Source organism: Saccharopolyspora ipomoeae (assembly GCF_029952525.1).
Taxonomy (GTDB): Bacteria; Actinomycetota; Actinomycetes; order Mycobacteriales; family Pseudonocardiaceae; genus Saccharopolyspora; species Saccharopolyspora ipomoeae.
Genome location: NZ_JASAOF010000003.1, coordinates 94,997 through 121,217 on the forward strand (window position 1 = coordinate 94,997; position 26,221 = coordinate 121,217).

23 protein-coding genes are annotated in these 26,221 nt (G+C 71.5%); 8 read left to right on the plus strand and 15 right to left on the minus strand.

All coding sequences use genetic code 11. The features are described from left to right. Positions 1-70: 70 nt before the first annotated feature. On the minus strand, positions 71-1,717 hold the full coding sequence (locus QFW96_RS07050; RefSeq protein ID WP_281454738.1) for a UDP-N-acetylmuramoyl-L-alanyl-D-glutamate--2,6-diaminopimelate ligase: 1,647 nt from the start codon (positions 1,715-1,717) through the stop codon (positions 71-73). Positions 1,718-1,979: 262 nt separating this feature from the next. Here QFW96_RS07050 and QFW96_RS07055 point away from each other — a divergent pair, with 262 nt between their 5' ends. Beyond that, entirely contained in the window at positions 1,980-2,495 is a 516-nt protein-coding gene (locus QFW96_RS07055; protein ID WP_281454739.1) for a CHAP domain-containing protein, read from the plus strand. Between the two features lie 201 nt (positions 2,496-2,696). Here QFW96_RS07055 and QFW96_RS07060 read toward each other — a convergent pair whose 3' ends face one another. Next, on the minus strand, positions 2,697-4,415 hold the full coding sequence (locus tag QFW96_RS07060; protein ID WP_281454740.1) for an IlvD/Edd family dehydratase: 1,719 nt from the start codon (positions 4,413-4,415) through the stop codon (positions 2,697-2,699). A 200-nt stretch (positions 4,416-4,615) separates the two neighbouring features. Between QFW96_RS07060 and QFW96_RS07065 the strand changes: the two genes are divergently transcribed. Next, a complete protein-coding gene (locus QFW96_RS07065) occupies positions 4,616-5,938 on the plus strand; it encodes an MFS transporter (protein ID WP_281454741.1) in 1,323 nt (440 codons plus the stop codon). A 170-nt stretch (positions 5,939-6,108) separates the two neighbouring features. Here the strand turns inward: QFW96_RS07065 and QFW96_RS07070 are convergent, their stop codons facing one another. The 4 genes from QFW96_RS07070 to mraZ all read right to left on the minus strand — a co-directional run bounded on the left by QFW96_RS07070 (position 6,109) and on the right by mraZ (position 10,411). Continuing rightward, positions 6,109-7,950, minus strand: a complete 1,842-nt coding sequence (locus QFW96_RS07070) for a peptidoglycan D,D-transpeptidase FtsI family protein (RefSeq protein ID WP_281454742.1) — start codon at positions 7,948-7,950, stop codon at positions 6,109-6,111. Beyond that, complete coding sequence (gene ftsL, locus QFW96_RS07075) at positions 7,950-8,774, minus strand: cell division protein FtsL (protein ID WP_281454743.1); 825 nt, start codon at positions 8,772-8,774, stop codon at positions 7,950-7,952. The genes QFW96_RS07070 and ftsL overlap by 1 nt, the downstream gene beginning before the upstream one ends. Continuing rightward, entirely contained in the window at positions 8,771-9,769 is a 999-nt protein-coding gene (rsmH, locus tag QFW96_RS07080; protein WP_281454744.1) for a 16S rRNA (cytosine(1402)-N(4))-methyltransferase RsmH, read from the minus strand. Before rsmH ends, ftsL begins: the two co-directional genes overlap by 4 nt. A 210-nt stretch (positions 9,770-9,979) precedes the next feature. Further along, on the minus strand, positions 9,980-10,411 hold the full coding sequence (mraZ, locus tag QFW96_RS07085; protein ID WP_093413177.1) for a division/cell wall cluster transcriptional repressor MraZ: 432 nt from the start codon (positions 10,409-10,411) through the stop codon (positions 9,980-9,982). Between the two features lie 508 nt (positions 10,412-10,919). On the opposite strand from mraZ, the gene QFW96_RS07090 reads away from it, so the two are divergent. Genes QFW96_RS07090 through QFW96_RS07100 form a run of 3 tightly spaced genes read left to right on the plus strand, consistent with a single transcriptional unit; the run spans position 10,920 to position 15,467 of the window. Continuing rightward, positions 10,920-11,951, plus strand: coding sequence for an AAA family ATPase (locus QFW96_RS07090; RefSeq protein ID WP_406689128.1), 1,032 nt, complete (start codon positions 10,920-10,922; stop codon positions 11,949-11,951). Position 11,952: 1 nt separating this feature from the next. Further along, positions 11,953-13,221 carry a DUF58 domain-containing protein gene (locus QFW96_RS07095; RefSeq protein ID WP_281454745.1) on the plus strand — a complete coding sequence of 423 codons (1,269 nt, stop codon included), beginning with the start codon at positions 11,953-11,955 and terminating at the stop codon, positions 13,219-13,221. Beyond that, entirely contained in the window at positions 13,218-15,467 is a 2,250-nt protein-coding gene (locus QFW96_RS07100; RefSeq protein ID WP_281454746.1) for a transglutaminase TgpA family protein, read from the plus strand. Before QFW96_RS07095 ends, QFW96_RS07100 begins: the two co-directional genes overlap by 4 nt. 125 nt (positions 15,468-15,592) lie before the next feature. On the opposite strand, the gene QFW96_RS07105 is transcribed toward QFW96_RS07100, so the two are convergent. Beyond that, positions 15,593-16,012: a DUF3040 domain-containing protein gene (locus QFW96_RS07105; protein WP_281454747.1), complete on the minus strand. Its 420-nt coding sequence runs from the start codon at positions 16,010-16,012 to the stop codon at positions 15,593-15,595. A gap of 292 nt (positions 16,013-16,304) precedes the next feature. Further along, positions 16,305-17,033: a class I SAM-dependent methyltransferase gene (locus tag QFW96_RS07110; RefSeq protein ID WP_281454748.1), complete on the minus strand. Its 729-nt coding sequence runs from the start codon at positions 17,031-17,033 to the stop codon at positions 16,305-16,307. 223 nt (positions 17,034-17,256) lie between these two features. Here QFW96_RS07110 and QFW96_RS07115 point away from each other — a divergent pair, with 223 nt between their 5' ends. After that, positions 17,257-18,093 (plus strand): ParA family protein, encoded by an 837-nt coding sequence (locus tag QFW96_RS07115; RefSeq protein WP_281454749.1) that lies wholly within the window; start codon positions 17,257-17,259, stop codon positions 18,091-18,093. A 4-nt stretch (positions 18,094-18,097) separates the two neighbouring features. After that, positions 18,098-18,877, plus strand: a complete 780-nt coding sequence (locus QFW96_RS07120) for a DNA-formamidopyrimidine glycosylase family protein (protein ID WP_281454750.1) — start codon at positions 18,098-18,100, stop codon at positions 18,875-18,877. A 155-nt stretch (positions 18,878-19,032) separates the two neighbouring features. Here the strand turns inward: QFW96_RS07120 and QFW96_RS07125 are convergent, their stop codons facing one another. The 7 genes from QFW96_RS07125 to rimO form a co-directional block, all read right to left on the minus strand. After that, complete coding sequence (locus QFW96_RS07125) at positions 19,033-20,301, minus strand: uracil-xanthine permease family protein (protein WP_281454751.1); 1,269 nt, start codon at positions 20,299-20,301, stop codon at positions 19,033-19,035. A 160-nt stretch (positions 20,302-20,461) separates the two neighbouring features. After that, the gene (gene pspM, locus QFW96_RS07130; protein WP_281454752.1) at positions 20,462-21,274 is read right to left on the minus strand and encodes a phage shock envelope stress response protein PspM; all 813 of its coding nucleotides are present in this window, start codon (positions 21,272-21,274) and stop codon (positions 20,462-20,464) included. Positions 21,275-21,293: 19 nt separating this feature from the next. Then, positions 21,294-22,121, minus strand: coding sequence for a PspA/IM30 family protein (locus QFW96_RS07135; RefSeq protein WP_281454753.1), 828 nt, complete (start codon positions 22,119-22,121; stop codon positions 21,294-21,296). A 309-nt stretch (positions 22,122-22,430) separates the two neighbouring features. After that, positions 22,431-22,862, minus strand: a complete 432-nt coding sequence (locus QFW96_RS07140; RefSeq protein ID WP_281454754.1) for a helix-turn-helix domain-containing protein — start codon at positions 22,860-22,862, stop codon at positions 22,431-22,433. Between the two features lie 205 nt (positions 22,863-23,067). Then, positions 23,068-23,559, minus strand: coding sequence for a CinA family protein (locus QFW96_RS07145; RefSeq protein WP_281454755.1), 492 nt, complete (start codon positions 23,557-23,559; stop codon positions 23,068-23,070). After that, complete coding sequence (gene pgsA, locus QFW96_RS07150) at positions 23,556-24,137, minus strand: CDP-diacylglycerol--glycerol-3-phosphate 3-phosphatidyltransferase (RefSeq protein ID WP_281454756.1); 582 nt, start codon at positions 24,135-24,137, stop codon at positions 23,556-23,558. Before pgsA ends, QFW96_RS07145 begins: the two co-directional genes overlap by 4 nt. Then, entirely contained in the window at positions 24,134-25,552 is a 1,419-nt protein-coding gene (gene rimO, locus QFW96_RS07155) for a 30S ribosomal protein S12 methylthiotransferase RimO (protein ID WP_281454757.1), read from the minus strand. The genes pgsA and rimO overlap by 4 nt, the downstream gene beginning before the upstream one ends. A 132-nt stretch (positions 25,553-25,684) precedes the next feature. On the opposite strand from rimO, the gene QFW96_RS07160 reads away from it, so the two are divergent. Further along, positions 25,685-26,185 (plus strand): amino-acid N-acetyltransferase, encoded by a 501-nt coding sequence (locus QFW96_RS07160; RefSeq protein ID WP_281454758.1) that lies wholly within the window; start codon positions 25,685-25,687, stop codon positions 26,183-26,185. Positions 26,186-26,221 lie beyond the last annotated feature (36 nt).

Sequence of the window (26,221 nt, forward strand, 5' to 3'; positions counted from 1 at the left end):
GCGGGACACCCGCGCCCGGCAGGCCGGGTTCGCACCCGGCCTCCTGGTCTGCTGCCCAGCGTTGCGGCGCTCACGCGCCCGCTGTGGTGTCCCGCCCCCGACGATCTTGGGTTTCTTCGTTGCGGCCAAGCCTATGGCGCAGCGCGGCGGCCAACTCCTCCCGGTCCGAGAAGGGGTGCACCACGCCCGCCACCTCCTGTCCTGTCTCGTGGCCCTTGCCCGCGACGACCACGATGTCGCCGGGCTTGGCGCGTTCGACCGCGGCGACGATGGCCGCTCGGCGGTCACCGATCTCGATCACCTCACCACGCTCGCCGGTGGGCACCTCCTGGGCCCCCGCCAGCATCGCGGCCCGGATGTCGGCCGGGTCCTCGCTCCGCGGGTTGTCGTCGGTGACGATGAGCAGCGCGGACCGCCGTGCGGCGGCCTCGCCCATCAGCGGTCGCTTGGCGGTGTCGCGGTCACCTCCGCAGCCGAGGACGACGATGACGTCACCGTCGACCTGCGCCCGCGCGGCGTCCAGCACGGCCGAGACCGCGCCGGGCTTGTGCGAGTAGTCCACCACAGCGGTGAAGTCCTGCCCGAGCGCGACACGCTCCATGCGACCGGGCACGTCGACCTCGGCCAGGCCCTGCTCGATGGCGTCGACCGGCACCCCGGCGGCGTGCAGCACGCCGATCGCCAGCAGCGCGTTGGCCACGTTGAACGGGCCGGGCAGGCGCAGGCGGATCGGCAGCTCCAGGCCGTCGGGGCCGTGCGCGGTGAAGGTCTGCTCGCCGGTCGGGTACGCCGTGACGTCGGTGGCGGTCCAGTCGGCCTCACCGGGCTCGGTGGTGACGGTGATCGTGCCCGACTTGACCAGCCTGCGGCCCCAGTCGCCGTCCACGCAGACCACCTCGCGCTCGGCGCGGCCGTCGAACAGCAGCGCCTTGGCCTGGAAGTAGTCCTCCAGGTCGCGGTGGAAGTCCAGGTGGTCCTGGGACAGGTTGCTGAAGGCGCCGACGGCGAAGCGGGTGCCCGAGACGCGGCCCATCGCCAGCGCGTGGCTGGAGACCTCCATCGCGACCGCGCTGACGTCGTGCTCGACCATCACGGCCAGCAGCGCCTGCAGGTCGGGGGCCTCGGGCGTGGTGAAGGCGCTGTCCAGGCGCTCACCGGCGATGCGGGTCTCCACCGTGCCGATCTGGCCGGTGGTGAGCCCGGCGGCGTTGAGCGCGGACTCCAGCAGGTAGCTGGTGGTCGTCTTGCCGGAGGTGCCGGTGACGCCGAGGATCTGCAGCTTGCTGGACGGATCGCCGTAGATCAGCGCGGAGGCCGCGCCGAGGACGCCGCGCGGGTCGTCGTGCTCCAGCAGGGCGACGCGGCCCTCGCGCACGGCGGGGTGCTCGGTCAGCCCGGCGCGGAGGATGCCCTCGGCGTCGGTGAGCACCGCGTGCGCGCCCGCGTCCAGCGCCTGCTCGGCGAAGTCCGCGCCGTGCACGCGCACGCCGGGCAGGGCGGCGAAGACGTCGCCGGAACGCACGTGTTGAGCGCGGAGTGTGGCACCGGTGACCGCTACGTCGGCAGCGGGGCAACCGGGTGCGCGCACCACGCGCGCGCCGATCTCATCGGCGAGCTTTTTGATCGCCACCGGCTCGACGTGGGTGGGTCGAGGCGGGGCGGTCGCGACCGCGGAAGGCACGTCGCGCAAGGCTACCGGTACCACTGGCGGCCGCATCTCCATGGTCGCCCACCCGTTCGGCCGCCTCGTCGCTGCTCCGAAGCGAGCAACGCCCGGCCGGTCGCGACCCGGTTCGCGCGGCGGGTTTCGACACCCCGTGCACGACCGTTCCGAAGCGTGACCGGGCGAGCTCGTCGTGTCCGTTTCGCGGCTCGTAGGGGGCGTGGCGGGAACCTGCCGCACCCCTGGCTCGCGACATTCCGGACCTATAACGTTCCGGAGGACCGTGAGAGATTCACCGATCTCCGGGAGGCACTTCGTGAGAAGTCATCGAATCGGCCGGTGGGCGGCCACCTCGCTCGCCACCGCTCTGATCATCGCCCCGCTCGCCGCCGCACCGGCGCTCGCGTCACCCGCACCGGCCGTCCAGCCCGCTGCGCCCCAATCCGCCGGGGTCTTGCCCTTCTCCCCCGCCGACGGCACCGCGCAGGGCGCCGTCGAGTGGTTCGAGGCCAACGCCGGCAGCACCGACTACGAGGGGTTGTGCGAGATGGCCGCCGAGAACGCCTGGGGCGTCACCGGCGTCTGGCCCTCGGCCATCGATCACTGGAACGGCGCCGTCGCCGCGGGCAAGGCCCACACCGACGGTTCCACTCCCCCGGCAGGTGCCTTCGTCTACTGGAACATCAGCGAGTACGGCCACGTCGGCATCGCCGACGGCAACGGCGGCTTCCACTCCAGCAGCATCAACGGCGCCCTCGGCCACGCCGACAGCACCTCCTACTTCACCAACTACCTCGGCTGGAGCGACCCCCAAGTCCCCGCCGGATCCTGACCATCCCAGCGACCCCGCGGTCGAGAACCGCAGCTTTCGAGACGACGAAGCTGCGGTTGTCGGCACGACCGATCGCCGCGGACTTCGAACTCCCGATTACCGCAGTAATCGGGACGCGGAATACCGCAGTTCTCGGGCACCCGATTACGGCGGTAATCCGTCCACCGATTACGGCGGTAATCCGTGTCCTGGGGACGTGGGTCAGTGGCCGTCTCGGGGGACGTAGCGGCCGGACTTGCCGACGAGGAAGTCGAGGTCGGCTCCGTCGGAGGCCTGCAGCACGTGGTCGTAGTAGAGGCGCTGCCAGCCGCGCTCGTAGGGGTTGTCCGGGTCCTTCCACTCGGAGCGGCGGCGCTCCAGCTCCTCGTCGGGGATCTCCAGGTCCAGCGTCCGGTTGGGGACGTCGATGCTGATCGTGTCGCCGGTGCGGACGAAGGCCAGCGGACCGCCCGCAGCGGCCTCGGGCGTGACGTGCAGGATCACCGTGCCGTAGGCGGTGCCGGACATCCGCCCGTCGGAGATGCGGACGATGTCGTCGAACCCGGCGTCCTGCACCTTCTTCGGCACCGGCACGTTGGCGACCTCGGGCATGCCCGGGTAGCCCTTCGGTCCGGCGTTGCGCACCACCAGCACCGTGTTCTCGTCGACGTCGAGATCGTCGTCCTTGCAGACCGCGTAGTACTCGTCGACGTCCTCGAAGACCCGGGCCGTGCCCCGGTGCACCAGCAGCCTCGGCGAGGCCGCCGACTGCTTGATCACCGCGCCCCCGGGCGCCAGCGAGCCGCGCAGCACGGCGGTCCCGGTGCCCACGGCCTGGAACGGTTCGTCGAAGGACGTGATGACCTCGCGGTTGTGCACCTCGGCGTCGGCGATGTTCTCGCCCATCGTCCTGCCGTTGACGGTGATCGCCTCGCGGTCGACCAGGTCACCGAGCTCCTTGAGCACGGCCGGGAGCCCGCCCGCGTAGCAGAAGTCCTCCATCAGGAACTTGCCGCTGGGCTGCAGGTTCACCAGCGTCGGCACCTCGCGGCCGTCGAGGTCGAAGTCGTCGACGGTGAGCTCCACGCCCACCCGCTTGGCGATGGCGATCAGGTGCACCACGGCGTTGGTGGACCCGCCGATGGCGGCGTTGGCGCGGATGGCGTTGCGGAACGCCTCGCGGGTCAGCACGTCGGAGGGCTTGAGGTCCTCGGCGACCATCTCCACGATCCGCTGCCCGGTCTGCTGGGCGGTGGCGTAGCGGCGGGCGTCGACGGCCGGCCAGGACGCGGCGTAGGGCAGCTGCATGCCCAGCGCCTCGACGACGCAGGCCATGGTCGAGGCGGTGCCCATCGTCATGCAGTGCCCGTTGGAGCGGGACATGCAGCCCTCGATGAAGTAGCACTCCTCCTGGTCGATCTTGCCGGCGACCAGGTCGGCCTCGGCCTGCCACACGGCGGTGCCGGAGCCGATGTCGGTGCCCCGGTACTTGCCGTTGAGCATCGGACCGCCGGTGAGCATCACGGCGGGCAGGTCGACGCTGGACGCCGCCATCAGCAGTCCCGGCGTCGTCTTGTCGCAGCCGGACAGCAGCACCAGTCCGTCGAGCGGGTTGGCGCGGATGGTCTCCTCGGCCTGCATCGCCAGCAGGTTCCGGTAGAGCATCGTGGTCGGGCGCATCAGGGTCTCGCCGAGCGCCATGTTCGGGAACTCCAGCGGGAACCCGCCCGCCTGCCAGACGCCGCGCTTGACGGATTCCGCGATGCGCTGCTGGTGGGCGTTGCACGGGGCCAGTTCGGACCAGGTCGTGCCGATGCCGATGACCGGTCTCCCGTCGAACACCTCGTCGCTGTAGCCCTGGTTCTTCACCCAGGACCGGGCGGTCATGCCCGCGCGCCCGTGGGCCCCGAACCAGCTGGCGCTGCGCCGCGGCGTGCTCATCGCGTCCTCCCGTGCTGTGGTCTCCAGCGGATGTGGCCGACACAACCAGTTCGAACAGCCCCGCGCAATAGTTCATCCGCGATCTCGAACAGCGGTTGCCATTTCGAACACGGGCATTGACGCTGCTGATCGGCACTCCTACCCTCGTGATCCGCATCACGAACAACGTTCGGTATACCGAACCTCATCGAGGAGGCCGGGTGGAACCCGACACGCTGCAGTCAGCGGTACGGCGAGTCATGGTGCGGCTGATCCCGTTCCTGTTCCTCATGTACGTCATCGCGTTCCTGGACCGCGTCAACATCGGCTTCGCGAAGGAGGAGTTCCAGGCGCACGCCGGGATCTCCGACGCTGCCTACGCCTTGGGCGCGGGCCTGTTCTTCATCGGCTACGCGCTGTTCGAGGTGCCCAGCAACCTGATCATGACGCGGGTCGGCGCCCGCTGGTGGATGTGCCGCATCATGGTCACCTGGGGCGTCATCTCGGCGGCGATGTCGCTGGTCAACAGCGAGTTCCTGTTCTACCTGATGCGCTTCCTGCTCGGCGTCGCCGAAGCCGGGTTCTTCCCCGGCGTGATCCTCTACATCACCTACTGGGTCCCGCACGCGTTCCGCGCGCGCTGCAACGCGCTGTTCTACTTCGGCATCCCGCTGGCCTCGATGCTCGGCGCTCCGCTGTCCGGCGCGCTGCTGGAGCTCGACGGCGTCGCCGGAATCCTGGGCTGGCAGTGGATGTTCGCCGTCGAGGGCCTCATCGCCTGCGTCGTGGGCGTGTGGGCGCTGTTCTACCTCGACGACTCCCCCGAGCAGGCCGAGTGGCTCACCGAGGACCAGCGCAACGCCCTGCGAACCGCGCTCGACGCCGAGGCCGAGGCGAAACCCGGCCCGCACCGGCTCCTCTCGGGATTGCTCGACCCGCGGGTGCTGTACTTCTGCCTGATCTACTTCCTGATCCAGTGCAGTGTCTACGGCATGACCTTCTACCTGCCGACGCAGGTGTCCGAAGCCGTCGGCAGCGAGGTCGGGCTGCTGGTCGGTCTGATCACCGCGATCCCGTGGACGGTCGCGCTGATCGCCAACATCGTCGTCAACACGGCAGCCGACCGGCTGGTCCAGCCGAAGAAGCGGTTCGTCGCGGCGGCGAGCGTGGCGCTGGGTTCGGTCGGCATCGCGGCCTCGGCGACCTTCAGCAGCCCGGTCCTGGCCATCGCGGGCCTGTCGGTGGCGGCCGCGGGGTACATCGCCGTGCAGCCGGTGTTCTGGACGTTCCCCGCCGCCTACTTGACGGGAACCGCGGCGGCCGCCGGGATCGGCCTCATCAACTCCCTCGGCAACCTGGGCGGCTTCGTCGCCCCGGTCGCCAAGACCTGGATCGAGTCGACCCTCGGTTCCGACACCGCGGGCCTCCACCTCCTGGCCCTCTGCGGTTTCGCCGCCGCAGCCCTGTTCCTCACCCTCTCCCGGGCCCAGGACCCCTCACGCACCCCGAAATCCCAGGAGAGGGGAAGTTTTCATGAAAACTGACCCCACCCCAGAACCACCACCCCGACCAGCGACGTCAGGAAAACCCCAGCACAACCCGGGGTGACACCGTCCGTTCGGTCCTCAGGGGATCGAAGTTCTCATGAAAACTTCGACGGAGAGAGGTTCGTGGGTGGGGGAAGTTTTCATGAAAACTTCCCCCACCCACGGAGTCACTGGACCTGGAGCATCTGCACCGGAGACTGCTCCTTGGAGAGCGGGATCTGGTAGCGCTGGGTCAGGAAGCTGGCGATGGTGTTGAACAGCGGTGCCGCCGAGGTGGACTCGCGGGAGCCCGACGGCGCGTCGAGCATCAGGCCCACGACGAAGCGCGGGTTGTCGGCGGGAACCATGCCGGCGAAGGTGATCCAGTACTTCGACTGGCTGTAGCAGCGGCACGCCGGATCGATCTGCTGCGCCGTGCCCGTCTTGCCCGACACCTGGTAGCCCGGCAGCGCCGCGTCCGAACCCGTGCCGTCGTTGCGGCTGCCCGGACCGTCCTGCACCACCGCGCGCAGCATGTCCTTGACGGTGTGCGCGGTCTGCGGGCTCACCACCCGCACCGGCTCCGGGCGCGGGCGCTCGACGCGCTTGCCGTCCGGGCCGATCTCGGCCTCGATGATGCGCGGCGGCATCCGCACGCCGTCGTTGGCGATGGCCTGGTACATGCCCGCCATCTGCAGCACGGTCATCGACAGGCCCTGCCCGATCGGCAGGTTCGCGAACGACGACCCCGACCAGTTCTCCCGCGCCGGAAGGCTGCCGCCGCTCTCGCCGGGCAGCCCGATGCCGGTCGGCTTGCCGAGCCCGAACGCCTTGGCGAGGTCGTACCAGCGCTGCTCGCCGAGCTGCTGGGCCACCATCAGCGTGCCCACGTTCGACGACTTGCCCAGCACACCGGTGAAGGTCAGCCCGATCGTGCCGTGCTCCCAGGCGTCGCCGACCGTGCGGTCGGCGACCTTGATGTTGCCCGGCACCTGCAGCACCTGATCCGGCTTGACCAGGTTGTTCTCGATCGCTCCCGCCGCGGTGATCACCTTGTTCACCGAGCCGGGCTCGTAGGGCGTGGTCACCGCCGGGTTGCCGAGGTTGCCGACCCACGGCCCGCGCGGGTCGAAGGTCTTGTCGTTGGCCAGCGCGTAGACCTCACCGGTCTTGGCGTCGAGGACCACGGCGCTGGCGTTCTTCGCGCCCGCCCGCGCGGCGTAGTCCGACACCTCCCGCTGCACCATGTACTGCAGGTCCGAGTCCAGCGTCAGCTGCACGTCGGAACCCGGCGTGGCCGGTTCCAGCTCCCGCTCGGTGCCCGGGATGACCAGGCTGGAGCCCATCGCGGTGTCGGAGACCTTGGTCCCGTTGCGGCCGCCGAGGACGTCGTCCATCGCGGCCTCCAGGCCGATCTGGCCCTGGACCTTGCGCTCGTCCATCCGCCAGTTCGCGGCCCCTATGACGTTGGCCGCCAGGTTGCCCGCCGGGTACTCGCGGGTCGCGCGGTACTCGGCACCGATGTGCGGGTACTTCTCGGTGATCTGGTTGGCCTTGCTGGGGTCGATCTCCGGGCCGAAGTACGTGAACCCGGCGTCCTTGAACAGCGCGTCGAGCACTTCCTGCTCGGTGATCTGCCCGGGCAGCGTCTTGGCGATGAACCGGGCGATCTCCTGCTTGTACTGCGCCGACGTCGGCTTGCTCGGGTCCTTGGCGTGCTGTTCGTCGAAGGCCTTGGTGAGCTGGCGCGGGTTCGCGTAGAGCTGGCGCGCTTCGCTGGAGAAGGCGAGCACGTTGGTGTTGCGGTCCACGATGGACCCGCGGTCGGCGGGGATCGCGTCCTTGGTGATCCGCTGCTTCTCGGCCTGGCTGGACAGCGCACCGGCCTCCACGCCCTGGACCTGGACCAGCTTGGCGCCGGTCACCAGCAACGCGATGACCATGAGCAACCGCCCGACCAACAACCGCCGGTTGCTCCCGGCGACGTTGGTGCGGGCGGTGCGACCTCGTGCTTGGGGCCTGCGCGGCATCAGCGCCCCATCGCCTGCGCCGCGGCCGGGTCCTGCTGCGGAGCGGGAGCGGTCGGTTGCGCGGGCGCGGTCGGCTGGGCGGGCGCGGCGGGCGCGCCCGCCTGACCTGGGACGGGCTGGCCCGGCGCGGGCTGAACCGGCACGACCGGGGGCGCCGGCGGCGCGGGCGGCGGCGGGGCGACGGCCTTCTCCGGCTCACCCACGACCACGACCGAACCGTCCGGCTGCGGCACCAGGTGCGCGGGGGCCGGGGCCTTGACCATGCCCAGCTCCTGCTCCGCGCGCCGCTGGATCTCCGGCGTCGAACCCATCGTGCTCACGTCGCGCTGCAGCTGCTCCTTGTGCTCGTTGAGCGCGTTGAGCCGGGCTTCGCCCTCCTGCAGCCGGTAGCTGCCGGAGACCGCCGAGATCGACAGCCACAGGGTCGCGGCCAGACCGGTGGCCAGCACCACCATCACGACCACGACCAGCGGCAACCGGGCCAGCGTCGAGACGCGCTCGTGCACCAGCTGCTTGGCGCGCGGCATCGCCGCGACGGGGCGCCGCTCGTCGGCGCCCTGCCGGATCTGGCGCGGGCGGCGGGCCGACTGGTCGCGCCGCTCCTCGCGCCGCGCGTAGGCGCGCTCGGCGGCGGCCGAGCGGGTGCGTCGCTTGTCGGACTTCTTCGGCGACGGCTTCAGCCCCGAGGGCGGGGCACTCGTCTTCTCGTGGGTGCCCGTCTTCTCGTGGGTGCCCGTCTTCTCCTGGGTGCGGGTCTTCTCCGCGGTCTGGGCCTCGGCGGCCTCGGTTCGTGACGCCGCGTTGGCACGTGCAGGTGCAGTCATGTCGCCTCCTCGCCGTTGCCCCCGCGGATCCGCTCGGCGGCGCGAAGCCGCACCGAAGCCGCCCTGGGGTTGGTTTCGATCTCGTCGGCACCGGCCTGCTCGGCACCCCGGGTGAGCAGCCGGAACTCCGGCCCGTGCCCGGGGAGTTCGACCGGCAGGTCGACCGGGGTGCGGGACTTCACGCGATCGGCGAGCTCCCGCTTGGTGATCTTGTCCTCCAGCGAGTGGTAGGACATGACCGCGATCCGGCCGCCCGGGGCCAGCGAGTCCAGCGCCGCGGGCAGCGCCCGCTCCAGCACGTCGAGCTCGGCGTTGACCTCGATGCGCAGCGCCTGGAACGTCCGCTTCGCCGGGTGGCCGCCGGTGCGCCGGCTGGCGGCCGGGACCGCGCTGTAGAGCAGTTCGACCAGCCGCGCGCTGGTGCTGAAGGGTTCCTTGTCGCGCTCGCGGACGATCGCCGAGGCGATCTTGCCCGCGAACCTCTCCTCGCCGTAGACCCGCAGGATCCGCGCGAGGTCCTCGTGCGGGTAGGTGTTGAGGATGTCGGCCGCGGTGCGCAGCGCCCCCGAGTCCATCCGCATGTCCAGCGGCGCGTCCTGCGCGTAGGCGAAACCGCGTTCGGCCTCGTCCAGCTGCAGCGAGGACACGCCCAGGTCGAACAGCGCGGCGTCCACGGCGGACAGCCCGAGCTCGTCGAGCACCCGGTCCCACTCGTCGTAGACCGCGTGCACCAGGTCGATCCGGTCGGCGTACGGCGCGAGCCGCTCACCGGCCAGGCGCAGCGCGTCCGGGTCCCGGTCGAGCCCGATCAGGCGCAGCCCGGGGTGCGCGGCCAGCATCGCCTCGGAGTGCCCGCCCATGCCGAGCGTGGCGTCGACGACCACCGCCCCGTCCCGGGACAGCGCGGGCGCCAGCAGCTCCAGCGTGCGCTCCAGCAGCACCGGCACGTGCTTGTCGCGGGCGGAACCGCCCGTCTCATGCGGCTCGTCGGCCACTGCGGTCCCTCCCTCCCGCGTGCCGTTCTTGCTCAGAACCAGCGATCGGCGCGCACCCGTCAGTGCGCACCGACCGTCGTTGCGTAGATCCCCCTCCGGCGCCGGATCCCGTCAGGTCCCCGCCCGCCCGTCGCTTCCTGGTGCCGGGGAAGATGCACCAGGAGACGGAAGCCGAGCGGACCGAGGCCTCACGAAACCCGACCGTCACGCCTAGAACACGCCGGGCAGCACCTCCTCCTGCGCCTGGGCGTAGCCCTCCTCGTGCTCGTCGAGGTAGGTCTGCCACCTGTCCGCCTGCCAGATCTCCAGGCGGGTGATCGCGCCGATGACCACGCATTCCTTGTTCAGTTCCGCGTAGCGCCGCAGCTCCGGTGCGATGGAGATCCGCCCCTGCCCGTCGGGACGCTGCTCGTCGGTTCCGGCGAACAGGTACCGCTGGTAGGCGCGCACCGCCTCGTTGGTGAACGGAGCCTCGGCGACCTTGCGCGCCATCTGCTCGAACTCGTCGCGCGGGAAGACGTAGAGGCAGTGGTCCTGTCCCTTGGTGACCATCAGACCCCCCGCCAGTGCGTCCCGGAACTTCGCCGGCAGCGTCAAGCGCCCCTTGTCGTCGAGCTTGGGGTGATGGGTGCCGAGAAACATCCCGGTCCACCTCCCCCGGCCCGGATCCCCTCAGCCGACGACTGCTCCACGCGCCGGATCGACGCGGAACCAACTGCCGACGAAGGCAGCAGGACCCCCTTTTGCCCCACCGCGCCCCACAGTACCCCACTTCGCTCCACCGTCAACACGAAACGCCCCTCTCACCCCGGCGTGGTCGGAGACGTTTCCGCAGGTAGTGCGCCGTGGGGGCGAAGTGGGGGAAAACGGGGGCGCCGCGTCGCCCCCACCCCACCACGCACCACCACCGGCGCACCAGCCACGATGAGCGGGGATCTGGCGAAAACCGCCGGTCAGAACGCGTGTAGATCAACTGGGCGGGCGGCCGGTTATGCTCAGTCCGTTCGGGGCCCGGCAGCGACCGGACTCCCGTGGTGGGGTGAAGTGGGGCAGCGCGGCCCCGGCTCCGCCGGCCCGGTCCGGGTGTCCCTCCCGGCATCCCCGGTCCGCGGGCCCGACACGACCGGGAGGGCGAAATCCAGGAGGTGGCGTGACGCCGAAAACCCAGCTGACCGGTACCGCCGGTCCGACGACCGGCGCGTCAGCCCCGGCCGCGCCCGGCATCGACCGCGTGCACGGCACCATCCAGCGCATCGCCGCCAACGTCGAGCAGGTCCTCGTCGGCAAGCCCGAGGTGGTCCGGATCGCGCTGGTCACCCTGCTCGCCGAGGGCCACCTGCTGGTCGAGGACGTGCCCGGGGTCGGCAAGACCTCGCTGGCCAAGGCCCTCGCCCGCTCGATCGACTGCACCGTCAGCCGCATCCAGTTCACCCCGGACCTGCTGCCCAGCGACATCACCGGCGTGTCCATCTACAACCGGCAGACCGAGAACTTCGAGTTCCGGCCCGGACCGGTGTTCGCCAACGTCGTGGTGGGCGACGAGATCAACCGCGCCTCGCCGAAGACCCAGTCCGCGCTGCTGGAGTGCATGGAGGAGCAGCAGGTCACCGTCGACGGCGACACCTACGAGCTCGGCGCGCCGTTCATGGTCATCGCCACCCAGAACCCGGTCGAGATGGAGGGCACCTACGCCCTGCCCGAGGCCCAGCGCGACCGCTTCACCGCGCGGGTCTCCATCGGCTACCCCGACCGCAAGGCCGAGCTGGCGATGGTCGACGAGCACACCGGGCACGACCCGCTCGGCCAGCTGCGGCCGGTCGCCGACAGCACCGAGGTGCAGGAGCTGCTGCGCATCGTCGCCGCCGTGCACACCTCCACCGACATCCGCCGCTACGCGATCGACCTGGTCACCGCGACCCGCGAGCTCGCCGAGCTGCGGCTGGGCGCCTCCCCGCGCTCGACCCTGCAGCTGCTGCGCGCCGCCCGCGCCCAGGCCGCGCTCGCCGGCCGCGACTTCGTCGTCCCCGACGACCTGCAAGCCGTGTCGATCCCGGTGCTGGCGCACCGGCTGGTGCTGACCAGCGAGGCCCGCGCCGCCCGCCGCTCGGCGACCGACCTGGTGCGGCAGCTGCTGGAGCGCATCCCGGTGCCGCGCGGCGACACCCACGACGAACGAGGCTGACATGCTGTCCGGGCTGACCATCCGCGGCCGCTGCCTGCTGGCCGCGGGCGTGGCAGCCGGGATCTGCGCGCTGGTCCTCGACGAGCGGGACCTGCTGCGGGTCTCGGCCTTCGTGATCGCGTTGCCGCTGCTGTCGCTGCTGCTGTCCGGCCAGGTCCGGTTCGGCGTCGCCGCGCGCCGGGTGATCGACCCGCCGCGCGTTCCGGTCGGGTCGCGCGCCGACGTGGACCTGCACATCAGCGGCAGCGGCAGGCTGCCCGCCGACGGGCTGGTGCTGGAGGACGGCACCCCGCACGCGCTCGGCGACCGCCCCCGCTTCCGGCTACCCGTCGTGCCGCGCCACGGCGGCCAGGTGGTGACCTACCCGGTGACCCCGTCGCTGCGCGGCATCCACCACATCGGACCGCTGCGCACCTGGATCGTCGACCCGTTCGGGCTCGCCCAGTTCGAGCGCGAGCTGGCCGGGCGCTCCCGGCTGGTGGCCACCCCGCAGGTCGTCGAGCTGTCCGGGCTGCCCGCCGGTTCCGGGCTGGGCACCGGCGAGGACGGCACCGCGCGGTTGCGCGCCGGGCACGGCGAGGACGACGCGATGGTCCGCCAGTACCGGCAGGGCGACGACATCCGCCGGGTGCACTGGAAGTCCACCGCGCGGCGCGACGAGCTGATGGTGCGGGTGGAGGAGCGCCCCTGGCACGGCGGCGTCACGGTGCTGCTGGACCGCCGCTCGGCCGCGCACCGCGGCAACGGCCCGAACAACAGCGTCGAGTGGGCGATCTCCGCGGTCGCCAGCATCTGCCTGCAACTGGCCCAGCACGGCCAGCAGGTCCGGCTGGTCACCGAGGACGGGCAGCCGCTCACCCGCGACATCGGCGGTGACGGCGGCGCCCGCGACGAGGTGCTGCTCGACTCGCTGGCCGCCGTGCGCCCCTCCCCGCAGCGCGACCTGCAGTGCAGCCGCGACCCGGGTGACGGGCACGAGCTCATCGCCGTCCTCGGCGAGGTCACCACGGCGGGCGTGGCCGAGCTGACCAAGCTCCGCCCGCAGGAGACCCGCAGCCTCGCGGTGCTGCTGCAGGTCCGCTCGTGGAACGGCGACGGCGTCGGCGTGGACGTCGAGGACGCGGCGCGCACGCTGCGCGCCGCGGGGTGGACCGTCGTGGTGGCCGACGGGCCCTCGACCCCGATCTCCGAGGTGTGGCGGGATCTGTGCGGGCAGACCAGGTCGGTGGAGAGCACCTCGACCACGGACGGCACGGGACTGATGGCGTGAGCGCGGACAAGACCGGTTCCCTCGACACCTCGCTGGTGGCCGCGGCGGCCGCCGCGGTGGCGGTGCTGTGCGCCTCGGCGTCGTTCGCCGGGGTGCTGGCCGACGCGCGCTGGTTGCCTCCGGCGCTGGTCACCGTGCTGATCGTGGTGGGCGCGGGCGCGCTGGGCAGGCATCTGGGCTGGCCGACCGTCGGCGCGGTCGCCGCTCAGCTGGCGTCGCTGCTGATCACCCAGACGGTGCTGTTCGCCGGGTCGAGCGCGGTGCTGGGCGTGCTGCCCGGTCCGGCCGCGTTCGTCGAGCTGTCCCGGCTGCTGGGCGGGACGGGTGAGCTGATCCGCACCGGTGTGCCCCCGGTCCCCGCCGATCCGCCGCTGCAGGCGCTGGTGTGCCTGGGCCTGGGCGTGGTGGCGCTGCTGGTGGACCTGATCGCGGTGAGCATCGGGACGCCCGCGGTGACCGGGCTGGTGCTGCTGTGCGTGTTCGCGATCCCGGCGTCGCTGGCCGACAGGATGCTGCCCTGGTGGTCGTTCGCGCTGGGCGGCGCGGGCTACGCGCTGCTGCTCGCCGCCGGTGGTCATCACCGCAGGTGGCGGCGCTACGAGGAACCGGACCGGGTGGCCTACGCGCTGTTCGGGCGGACCACGGCGGTCGTCGCGGGCACCGCCGGGGTGATCGCGGTGCTGGCCGGGTCGGTGTTCACCGGGGTCGGCACCGAGGGGCGGCTGCCGGGGTCGGTTCCGGAGGAGTTCGGCGGCACCGACGGCATCGGTCTGCAGCCGTTCACCTCGCTGCGCGGGCAGCTCAACCGGGACCGGGTGGTGGAGCTCTTCCGGGTCCGGGGCCTGCAGCAGGACAGCTACCTGCGGGCGATGACGCTGCGCAAGTTCGACCCGCGCACCGGGTGGCAGCTCGACGGCCTCACGCAAGGCGTGGACGCCGGTGCCCCGCTGCCGCTGCCGGAGGGCACGACGATCGGGCGCGGCAGGCCCGAACGAATCGAGGTCCAGCCGATCGGCTACCGGGACCCGTGGCTGCCGGTGTTCGGAACCCCGGTCTCGGTGACGGGCATGGGCCGGCACTGGCGCTACGACCCGGCCGCCGGGATCGTGTTCACCCAGACCAACCAGGAGACCCGGCCCTACACCCAGCAGGTGATCGTCCCGGATCCCTCACCGGACGAGCTGCGCCGCGCGCGCGGGCCGATGCCGATCGACCCCGCCTACGTCGACGCATCCGGCATCTCGCCGCAGGTCGCGCAGCTGGCGCAGCAGCTGACGGCGGACGCGCCGACCGAGTTCGACAAGGCGGTGGCGGTCAACCGGTACTTCACCGATCCGGCCAACGGGTTCCGCTACGACCTGTCCACCGCGCCCTCGACCGGGCAGGACGCGCTGAGCGACTTCCTGTTCCGGGGCAAGCGCGGGTTCTGCGAGCAGTACGCGTCGTCGATGGCGGTGCTGCTGCGCTCGGTGGGCATCCCGTCGCGGGTGGCGGTCGGTTTCACCGCCGGGTACCAGGACGGCACCGAGCAGGTGATCACCACCGAGGACGCGCACGCGTGGGTGGAGGCCTACTTCCCGGGCTGGGGCTGGCAGACGTTCGACCCGACGCCGCTGAGCGACGGGCGCACGGCCCTGCCGCAGTTCCTGGACACCGCGCTGCACCCGCCGCAGGCTGCGGCGCCGGTGCCCGGTCAGCCGCTTCCGGCGCCGCAGCCGGGTGCGCCGGTTCCGCCGGCGGCCGGGGTGCCCGCCGACCAGCCCGACGTCCGCGACGTGCCGGAGCAGCGCCGCGAGCCCGCGGATCGCGGCTGGTCGGTGACGCTGCTGGTGCTGGTGGTGCTGCTGGCGTGCGCGGGCGCGGCGACGCCGCTGGCGGTCCGGGAGATCCGGCGCGGCCAGCGGCTGCAGGCGATCACCGAGGGCCGCGAGGGCGCGGCGAGCACGGCGTGGCGGGAGGTGCTCGACGAGTTCCGGGACCGGGGCGACCGGCCGCGCCCGACGGACACGGCGCGGCAGCTCGCGGACCGGCTGGTGGCCGACCACGAGCTCGACGCCACCGGCGCGGACGCGGTGAAGAACCTGGTCGCGGCCGTGGAGCGGGAGTGGTACGCCCCGGCCTCGCAGCCCGACGGCACGCTCGCGGAGACGGTCAAGACGATCACGGCGAGCCTGCGGGAGAGCGCGCCGCTGGACCTGCGGTCCCGCCTGTTCCCGCGGTCCGCGCTGCCGCCGTGGCGCAGCTGATCAGCCTCGGGTGATGCACCCCCGCCCGGTGAGCCCCGCCCGGTGAGCACCGCTGAGGTTCCGCGCGCATGAAGATCGCCGCCGGGTCCTCGCGGGCCCGGCGGCGATCTCGTAGAAGTGCGGTTCTACTGGTCGAAGCGCTTGCGGAAGCGCTCTTCCATGCGCTGGGCGAGGGAACCTCGCGCGGAGGAGCGACCGGAGCCGCCGCGCTTGGGCTTCTCGCCTCCGCCGCCGTTGTCCTCGGCCTCGGCCTCATCGCCACCACCGCGCAACGCGGACAGGACGATCACGGCTCCGCCGAACATCACGAGGAAGCCGACCACGCTCAGCACCGGGATTTCCGCCGGTCGCAGGGCGGGGATCACCGCGCCGACGACCAGCAGAGCAAGACCCAGCACGAAGACGGCGATGCCCTGCAGCCGCCGACGTCGAGATGGGCGTTGAAGCCGTCCTCCGCGCACGGTGGAGGCGAATTTGGGGTCCTCGGCGTAGAGCGCGCGCTCGATCTGCTCGAGCTGTCGCTGCTCGTGCTCGGAGAGTGGCATGACTCCTCCTCCGGCACAGGTAATCGGTGGCGCCGGGCTTGCCGACCGGCGAACGCTTGGGGGCGTCACCATCGAGGATACGGTTCCGGCGACGCGACGACTACCCGGTCCGGCCACCGGAAACCGGCGACATCGCGGACGTCATCGGATCGGGGCTGTGATCGACTTCGCGCACGGTGTCAACGACCAGCGGTAATCAACCGCCCCACCCTGGGTAGTCGCCGTCCGTGATCAATTTGTCACACCTGCGGCCGATCGGCGGAATTTCCGAAACCACCCGGTCCGCAGGGCCTCAGGCGGGCTTGCGGGCGATCGCGTGGAGGCGGGTGGCGATGTCACGCAGCGGTGAGCGGGTGGCCGCGGCCTGCTCCAGCTCCGCGACCGCGTCGGCGGTGCGCGGGTTGTCGTCGGTGACCGAGCCGGGCACGAGGTCGCTGAGCGCGCCCTGGCCCTGGATGACCTCGACGGTGAAGCCACCGGCGGCCAGGGTGTGCTGCAGGCCGTCGGAGTCGAACCGGCGCTGCAGGGTCTCGGACCCGGCGTCGAGCACGCCGTCGGCGTCGTTGAGCAGCCGCAGCGCCTCGCTCACCCGGCCGGCCAGCGCGCGGGCCAGCACCGCCGCGTAGCGGTTGGCGACCAGCACGGAGACGGCCCCGCCGGGAGCGGTGGAGGCGGCCAGCGCGGCGATCGCGGCCTCGACGTCGTCGACGACCTCCAGCAGGCCGTGGGCCAGCACGAGGTCCGCGCCGCCATCGGGGCTGAGCGCCGCCAGCGCCTCGGTGTCGCCCTGCAGCGGCGTCACGCGGTCGGCGACTCCGGCGTCCTCGGCGCGGCGCTGCAACGTCGCCAACGCGTTCGGGCTGGGGTCGATCACGGTCACCGCGCACCCGGCCTCGGCCAGCGGCACCGCCCACACCCCGCTGCCACCGCCGACGTCGAGCACGCGCGGGCGGCGACCCAGCCGCTCCGCCGCGCGGGCGATCTCGGTTTCCAGCACCTGGTGGACGGCGTCCGATCTCATGCCCCAAAGCGTAATGCCGCCGCACCCGCCCCTCGCACCGACGGGTCCCGACACGCGCACGGATCCCCGCGTCGAGAACCCGGTTTTCGTCGGGTCGATAACCCGCAGTTCTCAGCCCGGTGAAAACCGGGGTTCTTGACGGCGGGAACCAGGTGACGGAGGTGATGCGGGGAAATCTCGGACAGCACTGCTGCGGGGGAAGCAGGTTCCGTAGGCTACGTGCGTGCAGACGGTTGCGGTGCTGAGTCTCAAGGGTGGCGTGGGCAAGACGACCGTGGTGCTCGGGCTCGCCTCGGCGGCCATGCGGCGCGGCGTCCGGACGCTGGTGGTCGACCTCGACCCGCAGTGCAACGCGACCGCCGCCCTGGAACCGGAGAAGACGGCGAAGGGTCTGAGCGACGTCCTCGCCGACCCCCGCCCCGAGGTGGTGCGCGCGGCGGTCACCGGGAGCGCCTGGGGCGAGGAGGTCGACGTGCTCGTCGGCTCCGAGGACGCCGAGAACCTCAACGGGCACCAGCCCGACGGCGGCCACCTGTCCCGGCTCGACGAGGCGCTGTCCGAACTGGACGATCTGATCGCCGAGGGCGAACTCCCCTACCAGCTGGTGCTGCTGGACTGCCCGCCGTCGCTGGGCAGGCTGACCCGCTCGGCGCTGGTCGCGGCGGACCGGGCGCTGCTGGTGACCGAGCCGACGATCTTCGCGGTCTCCGGCGTGCAGCGCGCCTTCGAGGCCGTGCAGGCCGAGCGCAGCAACAACCCGGACCTGCAGCCGCTGGGCGTGATCGTCAACCGGGTGCGGCCGCGCTCGCACGAGCACCAGTACCGCATCGACGAGCTGCGCGACATCTTCGGCCCGCTGGTGATGCCGGTGGCGCTGCCGGACCGGCTCGCGGTGCAGCAGGCCCAGGGCGCGTGCATGCCGATCCACCAGTGGGGCACCCCGGGCGCCCGCGAGGTGGCGCTGGCGTTCAACCTGATCCTCGCCCGCACGCTGCGCGCGGGACGGCTCCGCCGCCCGGATCCGGAGGACGACGAGGACCTCGTCGAGGAAGCCGAGTGACCCGGTGCCCGAGGGCGACACGGTCTTCCTCACCTGCCACCGGCTGAACGAGGCGCTGGCGGGCCGGGATCTGGTCCGCGGCGAGCTCCGGCACCCCCGTCTGTCCACCGTGGACCTCGCGGGCCGGGTGGTGAGCGAGGTCCGCCCGGCGGGCAAGCACCTGCTGATGCGCTTCGAGCACGGCCGCACGCTGCACCACCACCTGCGCATGGACGGCTCCTGGCACCTCTACGCCCCCGGCGCGCGGTGGCGGCGTCCCGGGCACCAGGCCCGCGCGGTGCTGGCGACGGCGGAGCAGGTCGCGGTCGGATTCGCGCTGCACGACCTGCGCTGGATCCCCACCTCGCGGGAGTCGGAGCTCGTCGGCCACCTCGGCCCGGACCTGCTCTCGCCGGACTGGGGCCCGGACTCGGAGGCCGAGGCGGTTCGCGGGCTCACCGCCGACCCCGGACGCGAGATCGGACTGGCGCTGATGGACCAGCGGATCATGGCCGGGGTCGGCAACCTCTACAAGACCGAGGTGTGCTTCCTGCTCGGCCGCTCCCCCTGGACACCGGTCGCCGAGGTCGACGCGCGCGAGGCGGTCCGCCTCAGCCACGAGCTCCTGCTGCGCAACGCCTGGCACCCCGAGCAGACCACGACCAAGAGCCTCCGCCGCGGCGACCAGCACTGGGTCTACGGCCGGAAGTCCTGCCTCCGATGCGGGGGTCCGGTCCGCCGAGGCACCCAGGGCACTCCCCCGGACTCCCGCACCACCTACCACTGCCCCCGCTGCCAGCCCTGACCTCGCCGGTTTCGCACCGCTCGGCAGGGGACGGTTTTTCCTCGAATTGACCGGACAAAAGGGACATTGATCATGGGTGATTCGAGGAAAAACCGTCCCCTGGTGACGAACCCGCCCACCGAGGCAGAAGCGACGGCGCGGGACGGAAGACCGGGTCAGGGGAGGTTGCGGAGGTCGGCGAGGTTCCGCAGGAGGGGGTAGACGATGACGATGCCGATCGAGCCCCAGACCAGCCCGGTGATCCGGAGGTCACCGACCGAGAGCGTGAGGTCGCCGACGCCGGCGATGACGGCCGTGCCGAGGACCGCGAGGTTGACCGGATCGGCGAAGTCGACGCGGGCGTCCAGCCAGATGCGGACCCCGACCAGCGCCAGCATCCCGAACAGCACCAGGGTCGCGCCGCCGAGCACGCCCAGCGGCACCGTGTTGATCAGCGCGGCGAGCTTCGGCGAGAACGACAGCACGATCGCCGCCACCGCCGCCACCAGGCAGGACGCCGTGGAGTAGACGCGGGTCGCGGCCATCACGCCGATGTTCGCCGCGTAGCTGCTCACCGCCGAACCGCCCGCCGAGCCCGACAGCATCGTGGCCAGCCCGCCGCCGATCAGCGCGTCCCCGACGTAGGGGTCGAGATCGCGGCCGGACACCGCGGCGGTGGCCTTGAGGTGCGCGACGTGCTCGGCGACCAGCACTATCGCCAGCGGCAGCACGAACGGCACCACCGAGACGTGTATCTGCGGCGTGATCAGCTCCGGGAACCCGATCCACGGCGCCGCCGCCAGCTCGGCGACCCGCTCCGGCACCAGCTGGCCCATCATCGCCGCGTAGGTCCAGCCCACCAGGACCCCGATGAGCACCGACACCCGTCCCGCCATGCCGCGGCTGATGACGGTCAGCAGCACCACCGTGCCCAGGGTCAGCGCGGCCGGCACCCGCTGCTGGTCGAACGACGCCACCGACTGCGGGGCGAGGCTCAACCCGATCATGAGCACGATCGCGCCCGTCACCACCGGCGGCATCGCGGTCTCCATCAACCGCACGCCCAGCGCCTTGACAGCCACCCCGAACGCCAGCACCACCAGGCCGACCACCATGATCCCGCCGAGCAACGCCGCCGGACCGGCGCCGACCTCGCTGACCGCCGCGCTCATCGGCACCACGAACGCCACCGACGAGCCCAGGTAGCTGGGCACGCGGTTGCGGGTGATCATCAGGAAGAGCAGGGTTCCGATGCCGGAGAGCAGGAGCGTGGTGGCGACCGGGAAGCCGGTCAGCAGCGGCACCAGCGTCGTCGTGCCGAACATCGCGAGCAGGTGCTGCACGCCGAAGCCGATCGTGAGCGGCCAGCTCAGCCTCTCCTCGGAGGACACGACGGAATCGCGCAGCAGTCGTCGACCGTTGCCGTGCACGGCCCACAACGCCACACTGGCCTCCCCGAGCCACCCGATCAGGCGGATTCACTGTCACGGCATGTGATGACTGGGGAAAGATTACTATTCCGCATCGCGCAAGCAAGTCACCCGGTCCGTCGACCTTGAAAATATCGACTACCGCTAGTGACCCGCCTGCAGCGCGTCGTGAAAATCAGTGCTGAGCGGACCCGTCCGCTTCGCCGAAGACCTCGCGCATCCCGGCGGCCAGACCCGCCAACCGGTCGGTGGCGTCCTGCAGCTGGTGCCGCTGCTCGCCCGCACCGCTCGCCGCGACCGCCTTGCCCGCCGCGGCGACCACTCCGCCGTAGCTCGCCACGCCCTCGTCCAGCTCGGCCCGCAGCCGGTCGACGTCGGCCTTCAGATCCCGCTGCTCGGCCGGCGGCGCGTAGCGCATCGCCGACTCCACCGCGACCAGCCGCTGCGCGCCCCGGCGCAGCTCCCCGGCCGCTGTGTCGGCCGTCGCCCGCGCCTCCGCCGCCGACGCCCCCGCACCGGCCGAGGTCAGCTCGGCCAGCGCGGAGTGCAACGTCCGCTCGGCCTCCAGCAACCGCTGCATCGGCGGTCGCGCAGCCGAACCCGGTGCCGGGAGCAGCTCGGAGGCGCTGGGCTCCGGCAGCGGCGTGTTCTTCAGCTTCCGGTACTTCAGCCCGGCCTGGACCGCGCCCACACCGCCGACCACGGCGACGCCGCCGAGCCCGACGGCCGCCGTCTCCCCTGCGTACTGCCAGTAGAAGATCGTGTCCAGGACCGGCGTCATCCACGAGGCGACGGCGCCGAGCCCGAACACGCCAGCGGTGGCCGCGCTACCGCTGGCGATCCCCTTGGCGGTCCGGCGCCGCCGGATCAGCCGTGCCCGCGGATCGCGCCACCCCGCCCACTTGCGCCGCACCTCGGTCGCCACGGGCCCGCGCAGGGTTTCCAGAGCCGCCTCGCCCAGCTGCGCGAGCTCCTGCTTCCGCGACATGGCGCGCCCTCCGCCTCGGTCAGGCCTGGTCGGCCTGCGGCTTCTCCTGCTTCTTGGTCTCCGCCGGGGTCTCGCCGCTGGAGATCTGCTGCTGCGCACCGCCGGTGACCTGCTGCTGGTCGCTGCTGCTGCCCATCGAGGCGCGCAGCTGCGCGAGGCGGTTCGAGCCGGCGGCGTCGATCGAGGCCTGCTCGACCTCCATCATCCGCCCCTGCACGCTGTTCTGCGCCAGCTCGGCCTCGCCGAGGGCCGTGGTGTAGCGCTGCTCGATCTTGTCCCGGACCTCGTCCAGCGACGGCGTGTTGCCGGGGGCCGCGACCTCGGTCATCGACTTCATCGACGCCGAGACCTGCTCCTGCATCTTGGCCTGCTCCAGCTGGCTGAGCAGCTTGGTGCGCTCGGCGATCTTCTGCTGCAGGACCTGCGCGTTGCGCTCGACGGCCTGCTTGGCCTGCTCGGCGGCGCCCAGCGACTGGTCGTGCAGCGTCTTGAGGTCCTCGACGCCCTGCTCCGCGCTGACCAGCTGGCTGGCCAGCTGGGTGGCGGTCTCCTCGTACTTCTGGGCCTTGGCCTCGTCACCTTCGGCGCGGGCCTGGTCCGCCATGACCAGCGCCTGCTTGGCCGATGCCTGCAGCTTCTCGACCTCACCGAGCTGGCGGTTGAGCTTCATCTCCAGCTGACGCTGGTTGCCGATCACCGAGGCGGCCTGCTGGGAGAGCGTCTGGTGCTGCCGCTGGGCCTCTTCGATGGCCTGCTGGATCTGCACCTTCGGGTCCGCGTGCTCGTCGACCTTCGACGAGAAGGACGCCATCAGGTACTTCCAGGCCTTCACGAACGGGTTGGCCATCTCCTCCGCCTGCCTTCTTTCCGCTTGCCTGCCACGTGGCACTGCGAGCCGTCTGCCCCCAGCCGATCTCTCGCCGATACAACGCACCAAGAGCCCCGGCTGGTTCCATCGTGTCAGGTAGTCGTGTCCGCTTCCACCAAACACGGCAGATCTCCGGGTATTTCCCGGAGCGCTCAGCGTTGATCGAACCAGGCACGTCCGAACGCCGCCGCTCCGGGTGCATAACGGACATAGAACCGTGATCAACAAAAGCCGACCGCCCCGCGAACCGGCTGGTCACGCGGGGCGGTCGGGGTGTCGTCTAGTCGTTCAGGCGGCCACTACCTGCTTGCGCACCGGAGCGCTGATGCGCTGGCTGAGCACCGGCTGCAGCCCCGCGCGGGTCTCACCGGCTTCGGCGAACTGCTGCTCGGCGTCGGAGAGCTCGGCACCGATGAGGCTCGGCACCAGCTGACCGCCGTCGAGGTCCGCGGTCGCCGGCTCGTCGACCACCGATGGCACCACCATCGTCCTGTCGAGGTCACCGGCCACGGTCACCAACAGCTCTGGCAGCGGCAGGTCCAAGGCATCACAGATCGAGGACAGCAGCTCACTGGACGCCTCCTTGCGGCCCCGTTCGACCTCGGACAGGTATCCGAGGCTCACCCGGGCAGCGCGCGAAACGTCCCGCAACGTCCGAGACTGTGCGGTCCGGGCGCGGCGCAGCCGTTCACCGACCGCCTCCCGCAACAATACGGTCATCGCGCGCCTCCCTTCCTTCGTCGCCTTCCGCGTGCACTACGCGTGAACGCCCCCTACGTTACTCATCGATGGGCCGGAACGAGAACGATCGAGCGGAAGTCCGCCCAGGGCGAACGGTTCATGATCGATCGGACTAGTCCTCGCTGGGCCATGTTCACGCAGCGCACAGCGCAGCCGGACACATGACGGGCCCCTTGCAAATTGTTCAACGCAGCATCCCGGCGAAGTGTTCCAGAGCCACCCGAACGGCCGCCGAGCGCACCGCGTGACGATCACCGCCGAGCACCTCGGTGCGCACCTCAACACCTCGCGGCCCGGAGAACCCCAGGTGAACGGTGCCGGGCGCGACTCCGTCCTGCGGATCGGGCCCGGCGACGCCGGTCAGCCCGACGCCCCAGTCCGCGCCGCAGCGACCCGACGCGCCGACGGCGAGTTGGGACGCCACGTCCGGGTGGACCGCGCCGTGCTCGGCGAGCAGCTCAGGATCGACCCCGGCGAGCCGGTCCTTGAGGTCGGTGGCGTAGACGACCAGGCCGCCGCGCACCACCGCGCTCGACCCGGGCACCTCGGTCAGCGCCGCCGAGACCAGCCCGGCGGTCAGCGACTCGGCTGTCGCGACGGTCTCACCGCGCGCCCGCAGGGCGTCGATCAGCCCCGCTACCTGCGAGAACGGCAGGTCCAGCGCGTCGAGGATCATCGCGCACCCCCGGCCGCGCGCATCCGCAGCGCCCGGATCACGTAGTCCAGACCGGTCACCACGGTGGCGATGAGGGCGGCACCGAGCACGACCCAGCGCGGGATGTCGGCCCAGGAGCCCAGCGGCATCAGGTAGAGCCCGATGGCGATGGCCTGCAGCAACGTCTTGATCTTGCCGCCGTGGCTGGCCGCGATGACGCCGTGCCGGATCACCCAGAACCGCAGCAGCGTCACGCCCAGCTCGCGGACGATGATCACCCAGGTGGCCCACCACCACAGGTCGCCGAGCATGCTCAGCCCGACCAGCGCGGCACCGGTGAGCGCCTTGTCCGCGATCGGGTCGGCGATCTTGCCGAAGTCGGTGACCAGCCCGCGCCTGCGCGCCACCTCGCCGTCGATGCGGTCGGTGACCGAGGCCAGGACGAACACGCCGGTGGCGATCCAGCGCCACACGGTGTCGTGGCCGTCGGCCCAGAACAGCGCGACCAGGAACACCGGCACCAGCAGCAGCCGGGACATGGTCAGCACGTTGGCGATGTTGAGGACGGGGACCTGCGGTGCCTGCCCTTCGGCCGTCATGGCTGCTCCCCGGACTTCTCCACGGGGCGCACCACGAGGTCCACGCCGTCGCTGTCGATGACCTCGCAGCGCACCAGCTCGCCGACGGCCAGGTCGTCGGTGTCGACGATCAGGCACTCGCCGTCGACCTCGGGCCCCTGGTGGTCGGCGCGGCCGATCACGTCGTCCTCGTCGAAGCGCTCGACGAGGACGGTGACCTCGGTGCCGATCCGGTCCTCGGCGCGCTGCGCGATGAGCTCGTCGGCGAGGGCGGTCAGCTGCTCGACGCGCTCGTCGACCACGTCCTGGTCGAGCTTGCCGTCGAAGCCCTCGGCCTCGGTGCCGTCCTCGTCGGAGTAGCCGAACACGCCGACGGCGTCCAGCCGGGCCTCGGTCAGGAACTCCTGCAGCTCGGCGAAGTCGTCCTCGGTCTCACCGGGGAAGCCGACGATGAAGTTGCTGCGGATGCCCGCCTCCGGCGCCAGCTCCCGGATCTGCTCGATGAGCTGCAGGAACGACTCGGTGGAACCGAACCGGCGCATCCGGCGCAGCACGGACTCGCTGGAGTGCTGGAAGGACAGGTCGAAGTAGGTCGCGACACCGGGCGTGGTGGCGATGGTGCGCACCAGGTCGGGACGGGTCTCGGCGGGCTGCAGGTAGGACACCCGGACCCGCTCGACGCCGTCGAGCTCGGCCAGCTGAGGCAGCAGCGTCACCAGCGCGCGCTGGTCGGAGAGGTCCTTGCCGTAGGAGGTGGAGTTCTCGCTGACCAGGAACAGCTCCTTGGCGCCGTTCTTGGCCAGCCAGGCCCCTTCGCCCAGGACCTCTTCCGGCGGGCGGGAGAGGAAGGAGCCGCGGAAGGACGGGATCGCGCAGAACGAGCAGCGGCGGTCGCAGCCGGAGGCGAGCTTGAGCGCGGCGACCGGCGAGTCGTCGAGCCGGCGGCGCGAGATCTCGCGCGCGGCAGGCACCCAGCCGTGACCGGGCACCGCGACCTCGGCCGCGGCGGCAGGGCGGGACACCGGGCTGATCGGCAGCATCTTGCGCCGGTCCTGCGGCTGGTGGGATTCCAGCGCGCGGCCGGCGAGGACGTCGTCGAGCCGGTCGGCGAGGTTGCCGTAGTGGTCGAAGCCCAGGACGGCGTCGGCTTCGGGCATCTGCTCGGCGAGCTCGGCGCCGTAGCGCTCGGCCATGCAGCCGACGGCGACGACCTTCGCGCCGGTGTCGGAGGCGGCGAGCAGCGTGTCGACGGAGTCCTTCTTGGCGGACTCGACGAAGCCGCAGGTGTTGACCACGACCACTTCGGCCTCGTCGGGATCGACGAGATCCCAGCCGCGGCCGTGCAGGTTGCCCGCCAGCTCTTCGGAATCCACCTCGTTGCGCGCGCAACCGAGCGTGACCATGGCGACTCGGTGGTGTTGCTGCTCGGTTGACATGGGTCGAGCCTAACGTCCCTGCTGTCGCCCTCCGGCAACGAGCCTGCCACCCGGAAATGCGCCCGGGCGGTGGCCGAGATTACGGCCGTCCGGACGACCATCTTCCCGTTGTGATGGTTAGGCTTACCTAACGTGAATGCCATCGAGGTGCGACCGGCCCGAGTCCGCGACGCGCGAGCGATCAAGTCGTTGGTCGACCACTACGCGGGCAAGGTGGTGCTCGGCAAGGAGCTCGTGACCCTCTACGAGGACATCCAGGAGTTCGTGGTCGCCGAGGACGGTGGGAGCATCATCGGCTGCGGCGCGCTGCACGTGCTGTGGGAGGACCTCGCCGAGATCCGCACGGTGGCCGTCGACCCGATGGAGAAGGGGCGCGGCGTCGGGCACCTGATCGTGGAGCGGTTGATCGAGCACGCCGCCGAGCTGGGACTGTCGCGGATCTTCGTGCTCACCTTCGAGACGGACTTCTTCGGCCGCCACGGATTCCGGCCGATCGCCGACACCCCGGTCCCGCCGGAGGTCTACGCCGAGATCCGCCGCTCGCCCGACGAGGGCGTGGCGCAGTTCCTGGACCTGGCGCACGTCAAGCCGAACACCTTGGGCAACACCCGGATGCTGCTGCAACTGGCGTGACGGTCGCGCTGGGGCCCCGGCGCGGCGCTACGATGG